An 18,904-nucleotide genomic window follows, 5' to 3' on the forward strand; every position below is an offset into this window, starting at 1 on the left:
CCACAGTAAACTACGTCATGGATGTCTACGGTTTTAGCCAGGGTAGTGTTACCTGGAGAAGTGTCACAAATTCATTTAAAATGCCTTAATTTCTACTTACTTTGAAAAGCCCTCACGTCAATGTGAAAATTAAAGCATTTCTGAAGTTGTTTTAGCTTGCATATGCAGTTGTAGGTAGTCTGGGCCACCAGCTTTTGAGTCTGTACCTGACATGTTGAAGCCACCGAATGGTTGGTAACCTACGATTGCACCTGTACAGCCACGGTTGAAGTAAAGGTTTCCTACATGGAATTCTTGACGTGCTTTTTCTAAATTCATACGGTTTTTAGTGATAACTGCACCTGTTAAGCCGTATTCTGTGTCGTTTGCGATGTCAATTGCTTGGTCAAAGTCTTTTGCTTTTGCAATCGCAACAACTGGTCCGAAGATTTCTTCCTTCATAATACGAGCTGAAGGATCAACGTCAGCGAACACAGTTGGTTGCACGAAGTAACCGACTGAATCGTCAGCAGTACCACCAGCTACTAGACGGCCTTCGCCTTTACCGATTTCGATGTACTCAGTAATTTTGTTGAAAGCGGCTTGGTCGATAACTGTTGCCATGAAATTGCTGAAGTCTGTTGGGTCCCCAACTGTTAAAGCGTTTGTTAATTCAACAACGCGCTCTACTACTTGGTCATAGACATCTTCTACGATGACAGCACGAGAACATGCTGAACATTTTTGACCTGAGAAACCAAATGCTGATTTCACGATGGATTGTGCAGCTAATTCTAAATCTGCTTCTTTATCCACTACGATTGTATCTTTACCGCCCATTTCAGCGATAACACGTTTAATCCAAATTTGGCCTTCATTTAACACAGATGCACGTTGGTTGATACGTAAGCCGACATCACGTGAACCTGTGAAGCTGATGAAGCGTGTTTTAGGATGATCAACTAAGTAGTCACCTACTTCAGCACCAGAACCTGGTACGAAGTTAACAGCACCTGCTGGAAGACCAGCTTCTTCTAATACTTCAATAAATTTATATGCAATAACTGGCGTTGTTGACGCTGGTTTTAATAACACTGTGTTCCCTGTTACTAATGCAGCGACTGTTGTACCAGCCATAATCGCAAATGGGAAGTTCCAAGGAGAAATGACGATACCAATTCCTAATGGAATGTAGTCATAACGGTTGTATTCACCTGGACGGCTTTCTACTGGTTGCCCGTCTTTAATGCGTAGCATTTGGCGACCGTAGTATTCCATGAAGTCGATTGCTTCTGCAGTATCTGCATCAGCCTCTGCCCAAGGCTTACCAGCTTCTTTTGTCAATAATGCAGAGAATTCATGTTTGCGACGACGGATAATCGCTGCTGCTTTGAAAAGAACGTCTGCACGAATGGCTGGATCAACTTTTTTCCACGTTTTGAATGTTTCATCTGCCGCTTGCATCGCTTTTTCAGCTAAATCTTTGCTCGCTTTTGACACGCGACCAATGACTTCTGTTTTCTTTGCAGGATTGTACGAAACGATTTTATCTTCTGTTGTAATGCGCTCGCCACCGATAATGAGTGGGTAGTCTTGACCTAAGTAACCTTCAACTTTATTTAAAGCCTCTACATAAGCATTGTAGTTTGCCTCTTGTGAAAAATCTGTGAATGGTTCGTGTTTGTATGGAATCATACTTAATCCTCCCTTGTGAGATGTGTTTGGGTATGCAAAAAACATTGACGCAAAATATCTTTGCGTATAAAATATTCTTACACTTATTATAATGCAAAATTTCGTTGCATATTTCAAGTAAAAAATTTTTGAGGTGCACATTTTTATGAAAAATTCTGAACCTTTACTACCTTTTTATGAGTTTATTGCAACAAATGTATCCGTGGGTATTCATGCAGTAGACCTATCTGGCAAAACAATTATTTACAATACGAAAATGAAAGAAATTGAAGGATTTCATTTTGATGAACTTGCAGACCGTTCCATTATTGAAATGTTTTCCTTCCGTCAACATGAAAGTACATTAATGCGTGTTTTACAAACAGGAAAGAAAGAAATTAATGTTAAACAATCCTACTGGAATAAAAATGGTCATGAAATTACAACAATTAATGATACTTTTCCACTTTTTGCTGATGGAAAACTGATTGGCGCAATCGAATTTGCACGTGATATTACCTCACTGGAAAAGCTTGTTTATCAACCCCTTCGTCGTTACGATGAACCATTAACATTTGATATGATTAAAGCAGATTCTGAATCCATGAAGCAGGTTATCGACAACGCTAAAAAAGCAGCTGCTGTAAAATTACCAGTATTATTAATTGGCGAATCTGGCACAGGGAAAGACTTAGTAGCAGAGGGAATTCACCACGCGGCTTCACCTGATCCTGATGCCTTTGTAACACTCGTTAGTCGCCGTTCAGCTCAATCGGTGCTCGATAAACTACAGCAATTATTAGAAGAAGATAAAGACTATACCTTTTTCTTTGAACGGATAGATTTTTTAAGCTTAGACATTCAAGAGCAACTTTTAGATATACTACATTCGCTGCCACAGTCCAAATATATGCTGATTGGAAGTGTAGGCAGTGATCCTATTACATTGATTGCCGAAAAAAAGCTGTCAAAATCTCTTTATTATTTCTTTGCAACAATGGCGATTACCATTCCAAATTTAACAGATCGAAAAGAAGACATTCTTCCATTTGTTGAAGATTATTTTAGTCGACATCGAGAACGATTTGCCTCACAGGTCACTGAACTTGCACCAGATGTACAGGAATTATTTTTACAGTATGATTGGCCAGGAAATCTAAAGGAGCTTGAGCTACTACTGGATGAAATTGTTTCATTTATGACAACGGAAACCACTGTTACTTCAGATTTATTACCTTTACATTTCCGCTTCAAAGTGCAACAGCAAGATACAAATAATCGTGAGCCAGAATTTTTTATGTTCCATCAAAATCATAATGTTATGCCACTCGATGCCTATTTGCGTGAAGCCGAATCATATTATGTGCAAAATGTCTTAAATTTATATGAGGGCAATATTACAAAGGCAGCGAATGCGCTTGGTATGAGCAGACAAAACCTACAATATCGAATCCGTAAAATAAAAAAGCAATAGAAAAAAACGAGGATACCTTCATTCGAAAGCATCCTCGTTTTTTTATTGACCAGATTGTTCAATCCAGTCCTGCAATTTATCTTTTAAGGAATTAAAACCATTTGCATCCGATTCATCTACACGGTCCTGCAATGATTTACGTGGTGGTGCATCTTTTTTTCTTACTGTTGCTGGGCGATCCTGTAGCGCTCTCATCGATAAACTAATTTTTTCGGCCTCTTCATCGATTTCAAGAATTTTGACTTCTACTTCTTGCCCAACAGCTAAAAATTCACTAACGTCCTTCACAAAGCCGTATGTTATTTCCGAAATATGCACAAGGCCTTGCGTATTGTCATCTAATGCAACAAATGCACCGTATGGTTGAATACCTGTAACTTTTCCGGTCAACACGTCTCCTAATTCATATTTTTTTACCATAACCTTTGCCCACTTTCTTTTGTTTGCTACGTATATATCGCTTAAATTATAACATACGTGTAAAAACGGGGCAAAAAATCATCTCATCAATCCATGATACCAATTATACGGTAAAAACCGTCTTCATTTTGAGATAATCTAAACAAAAGTTGCTTGCCATACTCTTTTTGATGTTCTTCATCAAGTCGTACAGCCACCATTGGATAATTGCCGTTGTATTGCGCCATTTGGCTAATAATAGATAAGTTCTTCACTTTGTTTAAAAAATCCGACTCTATTTCTACATTTGATAGGATTACTTTCTCTTCCAATGATTCATCTCCAATAGAAATTGCATATAAATAAAGGGAAACCATATTTAAAGGACTAAGCTGATTAATAAATGGTTCAGGGTCACTTTTCAAATACTGATCATAAATTTTCTTAATTTGTGCAATCTCAGCATCATCGATGTCTACAATATTAAATTCTTCAACTGCCGTATCTTTCCTAATTTGCAAAATGGCCGTTGAAATATCTTGTTTGGACAGCCCTACTAACGTTGCTGAGTTGTTATATTGGTGTAATTCATTTAAAATAATTGCCGCATTCTTTGTCATTACCTCCCCATACTTTCCATTAGCAACTTTTTGTAAAAAATTCAGGTATTCTTTATTAACGATTCCCTTGTCAGTATACACTTGATAGTTAGTGGTTCCTTTCATTAGAGCTAACCAAGTATTTTCAAATACTGCCTTTAATTCCTTATAAGTAGCATTCGCCGTATTGATATCAAACAACAATGAACGCTCCATAATTTTCAAGGATTCAGCTGTTTCTTCTCGTGTATATCTCAAGTCTTCTTCTCTTAATAAAAATCCTTTTTGTAAAAACTCAAAGTAACCAAAAATATCAGGGTGCATGTATTTTATAGGCTCAAAAGCAAATTCCCCATCGATGGGATTAGCTTTAAAATAATAGGAACCATCCGTATCCATATGAAGTTCCATATATTGCTTGCTTGCTGTTTCAATGATTGCTTTTAAATCTGATGGATACTGACTACGATCTATCTTTTTCTTGAAAAACTGTTCATAAGGTTCAAGTAAAGAATTAAAATACACTTCTATGTCATTAAGCGGTTGCTTATATAAGCTAAAGATTCCATAAGATTCATTAAAGGATAATGGCCCATATCCTTTGATTGTCTCTAAGGCTCGTCTTGGGGTCATTAATCCGTCTAAAATTTCTTTCTCCATTATTTGCAATTCCCAATCCTCTTTTATCGAACGTTCATAACTCGTATAGAAGGCCAACATGGAATCTGCATTTTGAATATATGAAAAAGTATTCAGTTCTTCTACTGAAACTTTCAACTCCCTACTTATATCTTCTTTCACTCTCTTATATTTCTTGGTGATTCGCTCTACCCATTGTTCATACGTCTCTATCCTGTTGTCATCATTTTCTTGAAAAATCTGTTTATCATTACTATTGTAAGTTTCAGGTTGTCTAATCATATATGAAGTTCCTAATAAACCCACTAATAACACGCTCGCAATACTTACAAACCAAACAACCGACTTTTGCCATCTTGAGGGGCGCTGATGAACTTTATTGATATTTTCAAAAGATAATTCCTTTGATGTATCCTCTTCTTCAATTTGTTTAAAGACAGTATCAGGATCAAGCTTCGGTTCCATTCGTTCATAGGATTTTTTCAGTAGTGCCATGCGTTGGTCAAATTGCTTATCATCCATTTTCAACACTCCCATCTTGCATTAATGCTGCCTTTAGCTTTTCCTTCGCACGTAATAATCGCACTTTCACCGTCGATAACGAAATGTTTAAGACCTCAGCGATTTCTTCGTATTTTAATTCGTGGAAATAATACAACACGAGAGGATAACGGTATTTTTCATCAAGGGCCTGAATAGCACAATGTAGATGCCTGTCCTCTTCAAACAAAAGAACATCCTCTTCAGCAGATGAATGAGTCTTTTGCTGTTGGGCTTGTAACTTGTCCTCTTTTGCCTGCTGCCGTTGTTCCTTACGATAATAATCACGCGTAGCATTTAATGTGATTTTATAGAGCCATGTGGTAAATCGATCCTGTTTAAATTGGTGTAAAAAGCGATACAGTTTGACAAATACCTCCTGTGAAACATCAGCTAAATCATTTGTATGTACACCACATTGAAAGGCAAACTTTTCAACGGTTCGTTGATGTATGCGGATAAGCTCTATATAGGCATCTTTATCTCCTTGCTGCGCCCTTGCTATTAGTTCAACCTCTGTCATAGCTATCCCCCCTTTTTGATAATGAAACGAAGCATTCTACCTAATTGTTACATAATTTAGATGTCTTTCCTTATATGTTATCATTCTAGATTTTTACTCCATCAAGTGTCTTCCTATCTACCATCAATTTTCTGATATTTGCTTGTATTATGAGAAGATTGAGGTAAAATAATACTTTAGTATAAGGAGGATTTATTTTCGTGTCATCGAGGGATCAATTTACAACAAAAATTGGGTGTTATTTTCATTCAGGGGATTTTGCCTTTATTTAAATAAGTATTAGCCTCAATGATTCCATTAAAAAAGAGGTTGTCCAGTGACAACCCCTTTTTTTATAAGGAATATGCAAAATATTTTAAATAATACATTTCGCTTCAAATTTAATCGCAATTAGTTTGTAAGAAATGGCGACACAGTCTTCAAATGGTATCCATTGCTCAAACGAATGCTCATATGTTTCTTGAATAACTTTTGCAAGTGTCGATGGATCATCAATCCCTTGCAATGCTGCTACTACATCTGCTGTTTCTGTATCATAATGGTCTGGACCTAAGTGGAATGGATCCCACTCCTCTAGCAGATGGACAGCTGCTTGATTCATTTTTATATTTTCCAAAATACTCACCTATTATCCTTTGATCATACTCGTATGATACCATAGTAAAAAAAAAAGAAAAGAGTGATTTGCTTGTCTATTTTTGATCAAACTATCAAACGTCGATGTACAAACTCTGTAAAATGGGACGCAATGGAAAAGGTTTATGGCCTAAACGATGCCTCAGATATCTTACCAATGTGGGTAGCCGATATGGATTTTGCTGCTCCAGCAGCCGTTTCAAAGGCTTTACAGCAACATGCCGAACATACTATTTTTGGCTATAGTTATATGAGTGAAGAAGCAATTCAATCCATTGTAGACTGGCAAAGTAGTCGCCATGACTGGCACATTGAGAAAGAAGCCATTCTATTCTGTAATGGTGTTGTGGCTGCATTAGCTAACAGCATTGTTGCCCTAACTAACCCTGGTGACAAAGTACTCATTTCACCTCCAGTTTATCCGCCATTCTTTAACATACCAAAAAGTAATGGTCGTGAAGTTGTAAGCTGCCCATTGGTTGAAGAAGATGGAATGTTTGTCTATGATTTTGAAGCCTTTGAGCAGGCTTTAGCACAAGATGTGAAAGCCTACATACTATGTAACCCGCATAATCCAGGAGGCTATGTATGGGATGAAGCTACTTTAAAGGAAATTGTACGACTATGTGCTAAGTATGATGTCATCATTATTTCTGATGAAATCCATGCTGATTTAATGATCAATGGGGATAAACATATTCCTTTAGCTAAAGTTGCAGGTGATGAAATCAATCGCATAGTTACGTGTATGGCTCCTACTAAAACTTTTAACTTAGCAGGAATTCAAGTTTCATATATGATCGTAACAGATAAGAAAAAACGCTTGAAGCTAGAGGCCATCAATATGGCAAGTGGTCAAGGCTCATTAAATACATTTGCCTCTGTTGCCCTTCATGCTGCTTATACAAAAGGGGCTCCTTGGTTAGATGAATTACTCCCTTATATTTCTGCCAATATGGAGTATGTGAAAGCTGAGTTAGAGCAAATTCCAGGCATTCGTGTTACGATTCCACAATCCACTTATTTAATCTGGATTGATTACCGAGAGCTGGGGCTTGAAGAGAAGGAGATCATGACTCGCTTACTTGAAATCGGAAAGCTAGCACTAGAACCAGGAACAAAATATGGAGAAGAAGGCCGTGGCTTCCTACGTATGAATGTTGCTTGTTCATTTGATACTGTGAAAGATGGCGTCGAGCGTTTTAAAAAGGTCTTTGCACAATAATAATGGTTGAAAGGATATCTCTCTTTTGGAGATATCCTTTTCTATGTTTAAAAGCTTAATTTTGTGGAAAAGGTTCTTATCAATCGGATTTATAAAGAGGTGTTTTACATGGACATTGTCCCATTAACGATTAAACGTGCCTATATGACCTTCCTTTTTCCCTTCGCCTATTCCGAAAAAAATCGTCAAAAAATCAGTGATGTACTATTAGATGAAGACTTTTCTTTTTTTACCTTGAAAAATACTTCACTTGAAGACGCCTTTTATGGTGATATGACGATTATACATGAGGAGCTTGCCCAATTTTTCTATCCTTTTTTGGAGGATAAATTATTTCCAAACGAAATGAATAGCCCTGACTTTATTCGTTTTTCCAAAGCTTTTTATACACAAGGCACCTTACACCTTCAAGAAAGTCAAATCAATTATGATTACGAAGTGATGAGTATTGATGTGACATTATGTCCTTTTGGGAATGGGATTATAACAGTAAGAGCAAATATTACCGATCAATCACATGATCTAAGTGATATATTAAATTTTATCCACTATTTTAGAGTATTAGAGGCCAAACTACGAGAGGAGAAAGGTGCCAGTCATCATTTTTCATTTGGTCATTGTTCTTCTACAAGTGAATTGTTATTTAAGTATTTTATACCTTATTTACAGCCCTTTCTATTACATCAACAAGACCATAGCTATGAAGGCTTACCGTTCTTTGAAGATGAGCGAATGTTTGCCTCAGCATATTTAATTGCTGAGGAAGAAGCTAAAATTATACCTGAGCATTTATTTCGATTGGGACAAGTAGATGGTAGGACACCTGCTGGCAAACCCTTTATTTCTAGCACTAATCCTGAATATATCTCTAATTATGTACAAGAGCATGCCCATACACGTTGGGCTCCGAACAGTTATATTATCACCTCGTCACAGGCACAAATAACGATGACAAATAGGCCGTTTGCCAAATGTACACATAGTATTCAAGAATTTATGGGTACGCACTATTACAATTTGTTCATTCATTATTTTTATAAAATGATGCTCTTAAAGCTTTCCTATGAGTATAGTGAAATAAAGTGGGGCAAAGATAAACAGGTTGTCAATGAACTAATCGAGCTCATTACAAAGTTTTCTGCACGCTATTATTTTGAAGAAGTCATCGTACGAACAGAAGGCAGAGAAATTTCTCAATTGCTACGAAAGTATTTCCGTATAAATGAACATTATGTCGAAACGAAAGAAACATTGAATAGTTTGTATCGAACACAGGAAGATCAATCTGATAATCGAAGTAATAATTTACTATTTATTTTAACAGTCTTTACTGTAATATCAGGCATTTATGGGATGAACTTAGTCATTGAAGGTTGGAAGGATAGCAGTGATTTCGATAGCATCGGTAGTTATACACTCTTTGAATGGGTAGCCTTTATTACTGCATTGAGTGGGATTGGTTTATCCCTTGTCCTTGTTTGTGTCACTGCCTTTAAAACACTACGAAACATGGTGCGTCGTGCTAAAAAAAAATATAAATAAAAAGAATCTGTCTCCAGGGAGGCAGATTCTTTTTATTTAAATATTCTGTTGGTTATTTGTACTTTTCTTTTCTGCTAAAATCCGTGCTTCAATTTCCTTAGATTTCATTTCTTGCTTCTTAGAAATTTTTCTAAAAAGCGTAAACACGATAATACATAGAATAAGCATAATTAAAAATTCAAATGCCGCTGGAATATAACCTGATTTGTCTTCTGGGAAATATAAAAATTGATACATAAAGTTTTGCATTTCTACACGTCCTTATACGTATTATTCAAAGACTGTAATTGACTCAATTTTCACATCTTCTAATGGTTTGTCACGGAAATCTTTTTCCACATCCGCAATTTTATCCACAATGTCCATACCTTCTACTACATGACCGAATACTGTGTGTTTATGGTCTAACCAAGGTGTACCACCGTTTTGAGCGTAAGCTTCGATGATTTCTTCAGGGAAGCCTGCACCCTGTAATTGACGAAGCATATCACTTGGAAGGTGCTTCATTTGTACAATAAAGAATTGAGAACCATTTGTGTTTGGACCTGCATTTGCCATTGAAAGCGCTCCACGTAGGTTAAACAATTGCTCTGAGAACTCATCTTCAAAGGAATTACCCCAAATTGATTCTCCGCCCATACCAGTACCAGTTGGGTCGCCACCTTGAATCATGAAGTCTTGAATAACACGGTGGAAAATAATGCCGTTATAGTAGCCTGATTTAGCATGACCTAAAAAGTTCTCAACCGTTTTTGGTGCGTGCTCAGGGAATAATTTAATTTTGATAGCACCTAATGTTGTGTTCATTTCTACAAGCACTTCGCCTGCTTGTACGTCTGTTGTTAATTGTGGAAACATGGAAGTCTCTCCTTTAATGATAAATTTCAGTTTCAATGAAAAAGATGCCTGTGCACCCTTTCTGACCTCATTTTAGTCTAACATACTTCCTACCGGTTTTCTCCCTCAAAGTATTGACGATTTTTGCACTTTTACTATTCCTTTTTAAAACTATATAAATAGGTCCGAGCGAGTATTTGGAATCTATCCAAAATATGTTATTCTGATGAAGGATTTATAGAAAGAGTGGAGGCACACATGAAAAAGGCTTTTGGTTTTTTTATTATCGTTCTATCCCTTCCTGCTTTATGGTGGATTAGCACAAACATTAAAACAGAAATCCATATGGCACAAGCACATGAGGAACAAATGACTAATGCTATACATTTACCTGAGGTAGAGGCCCAGCTACCTGTTACCCTTATTGATCGAAATGGGCAAACATTTAGTGAGGAATATGTCGAATGGCGGCAGCCACTAAGTTTACAAGAAATTCCACAAATTGCCCAGGAAATATTCATTACCAGTGAGGATGCTGATTTTTATACGCATATTGGCTTTGATTTGAGTGCGATTATTCGTGCGGTTGTAGCCAATTCAAATAGCAACACAACCTCTCAAGGTGGTAGTACAATCACGCAGCAGCTTGTTCGGATGCGTTATTTATCTGAAGAAAAAACATATGAACGGAAATTAACAGAGCTTTTTTATGCATATGAATTAGAAAAGGAATTTGATAAAGAAGCCATTTTAACGATGTACCTGAATGAGTCCTATTTTAGCAATCAAGTTTATGGCATTGGCGGAGCAGCCACCTATTATTTTCAAAAGCCACTCCAAGAATTATCCATAGCTGAAATAGCCTTCATTGCGGCCATCCCAAATAACCCCTCCCTTTATAATCCTTTAAAGAATTATGATCAAACTAAAGCAAGGCAGGAGCGCTTGTTAGATACCCTTGCAGCAAATGGGGCTATTACAGAGGAAGAGGCAAAAAACTATAAGGCTGATTCCATTACATTAAATGTGAAAGATAAAATTCAAAGTTATCCAATGTATAGTACTTATGTTCTTCAAGAGTTAAAATGGCTTGTTGCAGAAAAAGAAGGCTATGCGGATCGACTAGGCTTTACAGATAATGAGGAAGAGAAGAAAAAAATTAAAGCGCAATTAGATAATCGACTCAATACATTATTTCAAAATGGACTCATCATTCACACAGCGCTTGATCCAACTAAACAGCAGCATGATGAGGAAAAAATGTCAGCTATTTTAGGAACTAGCCCATTGCAAGCAGCAGGTGCAACTATTGAGAACCAATCAAGAGAAATAGTTAGTCTGTATGCAGGGAAGAACTATGAAAAATTTGATTTCCATCGTGCATTTCAAGGAACACGCCAACCAGGGTCAGCCTTTAAGCCTCTGGCAGTCTATGCACCGTTCTTCGAAACAACAGCTCATACACCTGATTCGATTGTCAACGGTGGTCGTTATTGTGTTGGCTCGTTTTGCCCACAAAACTATGGGGGCTATACGTATGGTGATGTGTCAATTCGTACTGCTTTTCGACATAGCTATAACACATCTGCACTTCGCCTCTTTCAAACAGTTGGGGTTGAAACAGCCTTTGATTACCTTAATCGCTTTCACTTCCGCTCGATTGTAGAGAAGGATCATAATTATGCCGCATCATTAGGAGGGCTCACCTATGGTGTAACAGCATTAGAACTCGCAGATGCTTATACTAGCTTTATTGATGGCTCTTATGTACTTGCTCATAGTATACGCAAAGTCACAGCTTTCGATGGAACAGAACTTTATAGTTGGGATACACAGCGTGAGCAAATTTGGTCTCCTAAAACAGTAAAATACATGCGTGAGCTCCTTGCAGATGTTGTAGCAAACGGTACAGGTCAAGGTGTCTATAGTAACAGCAGCTATGTTGGGGCAAAAACAGGGACAACGAATGACTATCGTGACTACTGGCTTGCTGGACTCAATGACGATTATACCGCTGCCGTATGGTTAGGGTATGATAAACCTCAATCAATGCAGCAATTAGAAGAATACAAAATTCATCATCAATTATTTAATGTTTTGCTTGAGTAGTGAAACAACCAAAAGGTAGTAGTCTTAGCGACTACTACCTTTTCAAAGTGTTAAAAAACAAACCATTAATAAAATTTTTATGAAAGGTGGAAATGGTTTTCCGTTACAGGCTACTTTCTTTCCTGTGGGCGAGCCGGAGTCAAAATGTTAGCTTTTTAGCAACAGTTTTCAAATAAAGTGAAAGTTTCATTATTCTTTATGGAGGATGCTGTTAACATTTTAATAGTATGTATTAATTTGCAAACGGCAAACTTGCCAAAATGCCATTATAGAGCTTTAATACGACATAAACAACTAGTGTTAAAAGAATCGTCCACATAAAAAGCTCAAAGATTAATAGACCGATTGTGCCTCCCATTGATATAAAATGACTCATTTTATAAATCAGGTAAATAAAGTAGGTAAATATTGTGATGACAAAGATACCAATTAAAACATAAATAAATTGGATGGCAAATGCAGAACACATAGCACCTACAAATAAGATAATATAGCCACCTCGAGCCTGACTAACTGTGGCCCCTTCGTTATCCTTTGAAAAGAACAGCATTCCTACCTCATGAATGGTTTCTCCAACAAGCTTAAGGGCAGAAAATAACATAAAAAAAACAATGGCAAAAACAATGAGTAGAAATACACGTAATTCAAAATCTGATAAAAACTCTCGCATTCCTGAATACACACCGATGGCTTGAAAAATCTGTAATGATTTACCAACAGCATACATACCAAATGTCAAACTAAACAATAAAATTGTAATTAATGGTAGATAACCATAGATATATGGGTTCCTCATAAAAAATTTTTTTCCTTTATTTTTATTGATAACTTCCTATTTATAATATAACGAAAATTCTCCAACGACCGCAAGCTAAATCCCAATAGTGCATATGCATTCCCAATTAAAGTACGTTATAATTGATTTACTTACCTGCATAAAGGAGGGTTTTTTTGTTACAAGTACTTTATATTTTTATTCCAATGCTTGTTGCAATATTAGTGCCATTATTATATAAACGCATGAATAATATTCACACAGGTTGGTTTGTTCTTGCTGTACCTGTTACGCTTGCTGTTATTTATACAACATATATTGCTCAAGTTGCTAAAGGTGAAGTATTTACTGCAGAGCTACCTTGGATTCCATCTCTTGATATTTCCATCATCTCATATTTAGATGGACTTAGCTTATTATTCTCATTACTCATTACTGGAATTGGCTCGTTGGTTGTGCTTTACTCCATTTTTTACTTAGATAAACATAAAGAAAAATTACATAACTTTTATGTTTACTTACTGTTATTTATGTCAGCCATGCTGGGAGTAGTACAGTCAGATCATTTAATTACACTCTATTTCTTCTGGGAGCTAACATCCATATCATCATTTTTACTCATCGGCTATTGGTATAATCGGGATGCCTCACGCTTCGGAGCATTAAAGTCTATGATGATTACAGTTGGCGGCGGTTTAATGATGCTAGGTGGCTTTGTTCTTCTTTATTTAATGGGAGGAACCTATTCCATTCGAGAATTGATTGTTATGGCCCCAAATTTAGTAGACCAACCTTTATTCACTTGGTCACTTGTCCTATTACTCTTGGGAGCATTTACAAAATCCGCGCAATTCCCATTCTACATTTGGTTACCAGATGCCATGGAGGCGCCAACACCAGTAAGTGCATACCTTCACTCAGCTACAATGGTCAAAGCAGGTATCTATTTAGTTGCACGATTTACGCCGATATTTGCAGTCTCTGAGCTTTGGGTGTGGCTTGTAACGGGTGTAGGTATCTTAACTTTATTCTGGGGCTCCTTCTTTGCAGTGAAGCAAACTGATTTAAAAGGTATTCTAGCCTTCTCCACAGTTAGTCAGCTTGGACTTATAATGTCACTACTCGGGGCAAGTGCTGTTGCTTTTCATGCAAATGGCTCAGTCGATACCATTAAATTTGCTGCATTTGCTGCCATTTTCCACCTTATCAATCATGCAACATTTAAAGGCAGTCTCTTCATGATTGCAGGCATTGTTGATCATGAAACAGGAACTCGAGATATTCGTAAACTTGGTGGTTTAATGAGTATTATGCCAATTAGTTTTACTGTGGCTGCAATAGGAAGTTTATCAATGGCTGGTCTTCCACCATTTAATGGCTTCTTAAGTAAAGAAATGTTTTTAACAGCCATGCTTGCACTTCAAAAGTTTGAATTCTTCGGCTTTGAAACATGGGGAGCACTCTTCCCTATTGTTGCGTGGATTGCTAGTATTTTTACATTTATCTATAGCTTCTATTTTGTTTTCCGAACATTTAATGGGAATTACAAACCAGAGCAGTTACCTCATAAACCACATGAGGCGCCGATCGGTATGCTAATTTCGCCTATTCTTTTAGCGGCTTTAGTTGTGACAATCTTCTTTATTCCAAACTTTATCGGTAATACCTTTGTAAAACCAGCCGTTCAAGCGATACAGCCATTTTTGTATGATTCACCCCAAGCTGTTGATATTCATGTATCTGCTTGGCACGGCATCACCCCAGAGTTATTGATGACAGTTGGGATTATAATAGTTGGGGTATTGTTATTTGTTGCCTTACCAAAATGGCAGGGGATGTATCAACTATTCCCGCAAGCATTAACATTAAACAATGCCTATGACAAAATCATGCAGGGATTAGATGTTGGCTTAAATCGTATTTCCCGACGCTATATGACAGGTTCTATGCGTCACTATTTACTCTATATGTTTAGCGGAATAACTATTATTGTAATCGGGTCTCTATTCGTGAAAGATGCATTTAGTATTTCATTCCAAGGAGCCTCCCCAATTAATTTGTATGAAATTATCTTGATCGTCGTTTTATTAATTGGTACGGCCATCACCATCTTGGCTAAATCACGTTTAACAGCCATTATTGGGCTTGGTACTGTAGGCTATACAGTCGCCTTATTCTTTGTCATTTTTAATGCACCTGATTTAGCGCTGACACAGCTCGTTATAGAAACGATTTCAGTAGCACTATTTTTATTAGCATTTTACCATCTACCTAAGCTTGGTAAACGCGAGGAGCGAATGAGGTTCCAGTTAAATCGTGCCATTGTTTCCATTGCAGTTGGTGTGATGGTAACACTTGTTGCGCTGTCAGCCCATTCCCAAAAATTAATTCCGTCTATTGCTAAGTACTACGAGGAAACCGTCTATTCATTAGCGGGTGGCGGAAATATTGTAAACGTAATTTTAGTAGACTATCGTGGTTTCGATACATTGTTTGAAATTACAGTACTCGGCATAGCTGGCATGGCCATCTTAGCTATGATTAAGTTACGTATGAATAGAAAGGAGAACACTCATGAAAACAAATGATGTGATCATACAATTTACAGCTAAAATTGTATTTTTCATTATTTTCTTCTTCTCCATTCATATTTTTTTAGCTGGTCACTATACGCCTGGTGGAGGCTTTGTAGGGGGTCTGTTAACATCAAGTGCACTGGTTCTTTTAGTGTTAGCCTATGATATCAACACAGTCCGTCATATTCTACCTATTAATTACACATATTTAACAGCCATTGGCTTACTATTAGCCCTTGCTACTGCGGCATACCCCATGTTTGTGGGCAAACCGTTTTTCACACATTTCTTTGATTATTTCGATTTACCGCTTCTAGGCAAACAGTCATTACACACGGCTATGCTTTTTGATAGCGGTGTCTATTTGGTTGTTGTCGGCGTTACGATGACCATTATTCAAACGATTGGAGAGGATGAATAATGGAAATAATTATGGCCTTTGTGATCGGCTTTCTTTTTATGGCAGCGGTCTATTTAATCCTATCAAAAAGTTTATTGCGCATTATTATTGGAACAGGTCTGTTAAGTCATGGTGCTCATCTACTCATCTTAACAATGGGTGGTCTTGGTGGTGAAGCTCCACCCGTCTTAAACGAAGGAGCCAAAACATTTGCTGATCCCTTACCCCAAGCACTTATTTTAACTGCGATTGTTATAAGCTTTGGGGTGACAGCATTCTTCCTTGTACTTGCCTACCGTTCCTATCAGGAGCTTAACACGGATGATATTAGCTTAATGAGAGGAAGTGATGAGGATGAATAACTTCCTACTATTACCCATTATCATCCCGTTTTTCTTCGGTATGATTTTAATGTTTGGACAAAAAAATCTAACTTATCAGCGATCATTTTCATTACTTGGGATTGGACTAGCCCTCCTCTCTGCCCTTTCACTGCTTTTAACAGTGAAAGAAGATGGTATTCAAAAGGTCACATTTGGAAATTGGCCTGTTCCTTACGGTATTACAATGGTATCTGATATGGTGTCTGCATTGCTCGTTACAACGACATTGCTTATTGCGCTATTTGTTGTTTGGTATGGCTTCGGTTCTATCACGAAGGAACGCGAACGCTTCTTTTATTACCCTGGTATTATGTTTATTTTAACTGGGGTCAATGGTGCCTTTACAACAGGCGATATTTTTAACTTATTTGTGTTCTTTGAAGTATTGCTAATGGCTTCCTATTTACTCATCGTTTTAGGTGGTGAGAAGGGGCAACTGAAAGGGTCTATTAAATATATTTTAATTAATGTTATTTCTTCGGCCTTATTTGTTATAACAGTTGCCTATTTATATTCTGTAGTAGGGACATTAAACATGGCCGATATTGCGGTAAAAATTGCAGAAATTAATCAACCAGGGATTATTACTGTTATCGCCGTCCTATTTTTAATGGTATTTGGACTAAAAGCAGCCATTTTCCCATTATACTTTTGGCTTCCTACTTCGTATGCAGCAGCCCCGATCCCTGTCTTAACACTTTTTGGCGCTCTGCTCACAAAGGTTGGGGTATATGCCATTACACGTACCTACACACTATTTTTTGTACATGATTTATCCTATACGCATGATTTACTAATGGCATTAGCCATTGCAACAATTGTGGCTGGTTGTATTGGAGCACTCGCTTATTTTGATGTAAAACTCATTATTATCTATAACATTGTCATTGCAGTAGGTGTCATTTTATTTGGTGTCTCTCAAATGAATGAGACTTCATTAAAAGGAGCTATGTTTTATTTAATTCACGATATGCTCATTAAGGCAGCACTCTTTATGTTAATCGGCATTGTCATCTATATTACTGGTACATCGGATTTGCGTAAAATGGGTGGGCTTATGAAAAAATACCCTGCACTTGGTTGGTGTTATTTAATAGCAGCTTTTGGCTTAGCTGGAATTCCACCACTTAGCGGGTTTGTTGGAAAGCTGTTAATTGTTCAGGGAGGCTTTGAGGCTGGAAGTATGTGGAGCAGTATTTTCATTTTGGCATCTTCATTGCTTGTTTTACTATCCGTGATTCGTATTTTCCTTTATGCCTTTTGGGGTGAGGAAAAAGAAACACAAGGTACAATCGACAAATCTACCTATAAAATGCTGTTTATGCCTACTGCCGTTTTAGTACTTATTACTGTCGCATATGGTGTCGGTTCTGAATGGATTACGCCATTTATGGATGATGCCGCAAAACTATTAAATGATCCATCTATCTATATAGATGCTGTCATGAAGGAGGAGTAACACTATGGCATTTCAAATGATTTTAAATTTTGTACTTGCCTTCGTCTGGATGTTCCTTTCCTCTAATTACACAGCAACTGGTTTTATCATTGGATTCATTATGGGGATACTTTTACTTATTCTCATGCGGAGGTTTTTCAAGTCTCGTCTTTATGTCTATCGATTATGGGCTCTGCTAAACTTAACGTTATTGTTCTTTAAAGAATTAATTCTAGCAAATGTTCAAGTGTTGAAAGTAGTGTTAAAGCCTAAGCTGGACATGCAACCTGCCTTTTTTGCTTATCCAACTGTTCTAACACAAGACTGGGAAATCACGTTATTGTCGAGTCTTATTACTTTAACACCAGGAACAGTCGTAGTGCATGTATCGGATGATGCGAAAACATTGTATGTACATGCAATTGATATTAACGATGTGGATGAAGCCATTGCTTCCATTCGAGATTCATTTGAAAAAGCGATTTTGGAGGTGAGTAGATCATGACAACATTTATTATTGCTGTAATCGTAGTGATTTGCTTATCGATGATAGCGGTCATTTATCGAATGGTAAAAGGTCCTTCCGCATCCGATCGTGTTGTTGCCTTGGATTCACTTGGTGTTTCACTCATTTCCCTAATCGGACTATTTTCGATTTTAGTGGAAACAAGCTTCTTTCTTGAAATCATTTTATTGCTAGCAATTTTATCGTTTATCGGTACGATGGCTTTCTCTAAATTCATAGAGAAAGGAGATATCATCAAACGTGACAATTCTCGCTAATAGTTTAGTTATCTTTTTCATTACTGTTGGAGTACTCTTTATTGTCGTGACAGCTATCGGACTTGTCCGCTTACCTGATTTGTATACACGTGCCCATGCCGCTTCAAAAAGTGCAACACTTGGCGTCATGTGTGTGCTTATCGGTGTATTCTTTCACTTTTGGCTGATTGAAGATCATTTCAACCCTCGTATTTTACTGGGCATACTCTTTCTCTTTATCACTGGTCCTGTTGGCGGACACATTATGACGCGTTCTTCCTATATTGCTGGTGTTAAGCCATGGAAAGGTACCGTACGTGATGAACTAGGTCCTGAAATTGACAGAATGAAAAAGGAACAAGGTGTAAAATAAACATAAAAATCTGCCCGATTA

General features: G+C 37.3%; 19 protein-coding genes. 11 read left to right on the forward strand and 8 right to left on the reverse strand.

All coding sequences use genetic code 11. The features are described from left to right. Positions 1 to 129 precede the first annotated feature (129 nt). A complete protein-coding gene (gene pruA, locus MKZ14_RS17070) occupies positions 130 to 1,674 on the reverse strand; it encodes an L-glutamate gamma-semialdehyde dehydrogenase (RefSeq protein WP_258860174.1) in 1,545 nt (514 codons plus the stop codon). Positions 1,675 to 1,819: 145 nt separating this feature from the next. Between pruA and MKZ14_RS17075 the strand changes: the two genes are divergently transcribed. Next, entirely contained in the window at positions 1,820 to 3,127 is a 1,308-nt protein-coding gene (locus MKZ14_RS17075) for a sigma-54-dependent Fis family transcriptional regulator (RefSeq protein ID WP_016995156.1), read from the forward strand. 42 nt (positions 3,128 to 3,169) lie between these two features. Here MKZ14_RS17075 and yugI read toward each other — a convergent pair whose 3' ends face one another. The 4 genes from yugI to MKZ14_RS17095 form a co-directional block, all read right to left on the reverse strand. Then, positions 3,170 to 3,547, reverse strand: a complete 378-nt coding sequence (gene yugI / locus MKZ14_RS17080) for a S1 domain-containing post-transcriptional regulator GSP13 (protein ID WP_004228409.1) — start codon at positions 3,545 to 3,547, stop codon at positions 3,170 to 3,172. Between the two features lie 86 nt (positions 3,548 to 3,633). Beyond that, positions 3,634 to 5,286: a hypothetical protein gene (locus MKZ14_RS17085; RefSeq protein ID WP_312127201.1), complete on the reverse strand. Its 1,653-nt coding sequence runs from the start codon at positions 5,284 to 5,286 to the stop codon at positions 3,634 to 3,636. Then, entirely contained in the window at positions 5,279 to 5,827 is a 549-nt protein-coding gene (locus MKZ14_RS17090; RefSeq protein WP_016995160.1) for a sigma-70 family RNA polymerase sigma factor, read from the reverse strand. Before MKZ14_RS17090 ends, MKZ14_RS17085 begins: the two co-directional genes overlap by 8 nt. A 355-nt stretch (positions 5,828 to 6,182) precedes the next feature. Next, positions 6,183 to 6,443 (reverse strand): DUF1871 family protein, encoded by a 261-nt coding sequence (locus MKZ14_RS17095; protein WP_004228396.1) that lies wholly within the window; start codon positions 6,441 to 6,443, stop codon positions 6,183 to 6,185. Between the two features lie 72 nt (positions 6,444 to 6,515). Between MKZ14_RS17095 and MKZ14_RS17100 the strand changes: the two genes are divergently transcribed. Further along, positions 6,516 to 7,688: a MalY/PatB family protein gene (locus MKZ14_RS17100; protein WP_339280232.1), complete on the forward strand. Its 1,173-nt coding sequence runs from the start codon at positions 6,516 to 6,518 to the stop codon at positions 7,686 to 7,688. Positions 7,689 to 7,796: 108 nt separating this feature from the next. Then, positions 7,797 to 9,230 carry a hypothetical protein gene (locus MKZ14_RS17105; protein WP_339280233.1) on the forward strand — a complete coding sequence of 478 codons (1,434 nt, stop codon included), beginning with the start codon at positions 7,797 to 7,799 and terminating at the stop codon, positions 9,228 to 9,230. Between the two features lie 36 nt (positions 9,231 to 9,266). On the opposite strand, the gene MKZ14_RS17110 is transcribed toward MKZ14_RS17105, so the two are convergent. Continuing rightward, positions 9,267 to 9,479 (reverse strand): hypothetical protein, encoded by a 213-nt coding sequence (locus MKZ14_RS17110; protein ID WP_016995163.1) that lies wholly within the window; start codon positions 9,477 to 9,479, stop codon positions 9,267 to 9,269. A gap of 21 nt (positions 9,480 to 9,500) precedes the next feature. After that, on the reverse strand, positions 9,501 to 10,088 hold the full coding sequence (locus MKZ14_RS17115; protein WP_004228389.1) for a peptidylprolyl isomerase: 588 nt from the start codon (positions 10,086 to 10,088) through the stop codon (positions 9,501 to 9,503). A gap of 237 nt (positions 10,089 to 10,325) precedes the next feature. On the opposite strand from MKZ14_RS17115, the gene MKZ14_RS17120 reads away from it, so the two are divergent. Beyond that, on the forward strand, positions 10,326 to 12,176 hold the full coding sequence (locus tag MKZ14_RS17120) for a transglycosylase domain-containing protein (RefSeq protein WP_333006568.1): 1,851 nt from the start codon (positions 10,326 to 10,328) through the stop codon (positions 12,174 to 12,176). A gap of 232 nt (positions 12,177 to 12,408) precedes the next feature. Here MKZ14_RS17120 and MKZ14_RS17125 read toward each other — a convergent pair whose 3' ends face one another. Next, entirely contained in the window at positions 12,409 to 12,972 is a 564-nt protein-coding gene (locus MKZ14_RS17125) for a DUF5366 family protein (RefSeq protein WP_036078555.1), read from the reverse strand. Positions 12,973 to 13,127: 155 nt separating this feature from the next. On the opposite strand from MKZ14_RS17125, the gene MKZ14_RS17130 reads away from it, so the two are divergent. Genes MKZ14_RS17130 through mnhG form a run of 7 tightly spaced genes read left to right on the forward strand, consistent with a single transcriptional unit; the run spans position 13,128 to position 18,883 of the window. Then, a complete protein-coding gene (locus MKZ14_RS17130; RefSeq protein ID WP_339280234.1) occupies positions 13,128 to 15,539 on the forward strand; it encodes a Na+/H+ antiporter subunit A in 2,412 nt (803 codons plus the stop codon). Further along, on the forward strand, positions 15,526 to 15,948 hold the full coding sequence (locus MKZ14_RS17135; protein WP_004228380.1) for a Na(+)/H(+) antiporter subunit B: 423 nt from the start codon (positions 15,526 to 15,528) through the stop codon (positions 15,946 to 15,948). The genes MKZ14_RS17130 and MKZ14_RS17135 overlap by 14 nt, the downstream gene beginning before the upstream one ends. Next, the gene (locus tag MKZ14_RS17140; RefSeq protein ID WP_004228379.1) at positions 15,948 to 16,289 is read left to right on the forward strand and encodes a Na(+)/H(+) antiporter subunit C; all 342 of its coding nucleotides are present in this window, start codon (positions 15,948 to 15,950) and stop codon (positions 16,287 to 16,289) included. The genes MKZ14_RS17135 and MKZ14_RS17140 overlap by 1 nt, the downstream gene beginning before the upstream one ends. Further along, complete coding sequence (locus MKZ14_RS17145; protein ID WP_036078556.1) at positions 16,282 to 17,769, forward strand: Na+/H+ antiporter subunit D; 1,488 nt, start codon at positions 16,282 to 16,284, stop codon at positions 17,767 to 17,769. The genes MKZ14_RS17140 and MKZ14_RS17145 overlap by 8 nt, the downstream gene beginning before the upstream one ends. 4 nt (positions 17,770 to 17,773) lie before the next feature. Continuing rightward, entirely contained in the window at positions 17,774 to 18,253 is a 480-nt protein-coding gene (locus MKZ14_RS17150; protein ID WP_016995166.1) for a Na+/H+ antiporter subunit E, read from the forward strand. Beyond that, positions 18,250 to 18,531, forward strand: a complete 282-nt coding sequence (locus MKZ14_RS17155) for a Na(+)/H(+) antiporter subunit F1 (protein ID WP_004228375.1) — start codon at positions 18,250 to 18,252, stop codon at positions 18,529 to 18,531. The genes MKZ14_RS17150 and MKZ14_RS17155 overlap by 4 nt, the downstream gene beginning before the upstream one ends. Beyond that, a complete protein-coding gene (gene mnhG / locus MKZ14_RS17160) occupies positions 18,515 to 18,883 on the forward strand; it encodes a monovalent cation/H(+) antiporter subunit G (protein ID WP_004228373.1) in 369 nt (122 codons plus the stop codon). The genes MKZ14_RS17155 and mnhG overlap by 17 nt, the downstream gene beginning before the upstream one ends. The last annotated feature ends 21 nt before the right edge of the window (positions 18,884 to 18,904 follow it).

Source organism: Lysinibacillus sp. FSL P2-0066 (assembly GCF_037969495.1).
GTDB lineage: Bacteria > Bacillota > Bacilli > Bacillales_A > Planococcaceae > Lysinibacillus > Lysinibacillus boronitolerans.

Excerpts from the sequence above, each read along its gene's own strand:
- MKZ14_RS17115 (WP_004228389.1), bottom strand. The coding sequence starts at position 10,088 with ATGTTTCCACAATTAACAACAGACGTACAAGCAGGCGAAGTGCTTGTA.
- MKZ14_RS17075 (WP_016995156.1), top strand. The coding sequence starts at position 1,820 with ATGAAAAATTCTGAACCTTTACTACCTTTTTATGAGTTTATTGCAACA.
- MKZ14_RS17120 (WP_333006568.1), top strand. The coding sequence starts at position 10,326 with ATGAAAAAGGCTTTTGGTTTTTTTATTATCGTTCTATCCCTTCCTGCT.
- MKZ14_RS17145 (WP_036078556.1), top strand. The coding sequence starts at position 16,282 with ATGAATAACTTCCTACTATTACCCATTATCATCCCGTTTTTCTTCGGT.
- MKZ14_RS17090 (WP_016995160.1), bottom strand. The coding sequence starts at position 5,827 with ATGACAGAGGTTGAACTAATAGCAAGGGCGCAGCAAGGAGATAAAGAT.
- MKZ14_RS17110 (WP_016995163.1), bottom strand. The coding sequence starts at position 9,479 with ATGCAAAACTTTATGTATCAATTTTTATATTTCCCAGAAGACAAATCA.
- yugI (WP_004228409.1), bottom strand. The coding sequence starts at position 3,547 with ATGGTAAAAAAATATGAATTAGGAGACGTGTTGACCGGAAAAGTTACA.
- MKZ14_RS17155 (WP_004228375.1), top strand. The coding sequence starts at position 18,250 with ATGACAACATTTATTATTGCTGTAATCGTAGTGATTTGCTTATCGATG.
- MKZ14_RS17140 (WP_004228379.1), top strand. The coding sequence starts at position 15,948 with ATGGAAATAATTATGGCCTTTGTGATCGGCTTTCTTTTTATGGCAGCG.
- MKZ14_RS17085 (WP_312127201.1), bottom strand. The coding sequence starts at position 5,286 with ATGGATGATAAGCAATTTGACCAACGCATGGCACTACTGAAAAAATCC.
- MKZ14_RS17125 (WP_036078555.1), bottom strand. The coding sequence starts at position 12,972 with ATGAGGAACCCATATATCTATGGTTATCTACCATTAATTACAATTTTA.
- MKZ14_RS17135 (WP_004228380.1), top strand. The coding sequence starts at position 15,526 with ATGAAAACAAATGATGTGATCATACAATTTACAGCTAAAATTGTATTT.
- MKZ14_RS17105 (WP_339280233.1), top strand. The coding sequence starts at position 7,797 with ATGGACATTGTCCCATTAACGATTAAACGTGCCTATATGACCTTCCTT.
- pruA (WP_258860174.1), bottom strand. The coding sequence starts at position 1,674 with ATGATTCCATACAAACACGAACCATTCACAGATTTTTCACAAGAGGCA.
- MKZ14_RS17150 (WP_016995166.1), top strand. The coding sequence starts at position 17,774 with ATGGCATTTCAAATGATTTTAAATTTTGTACTTGCCTTCGTCTGGATG.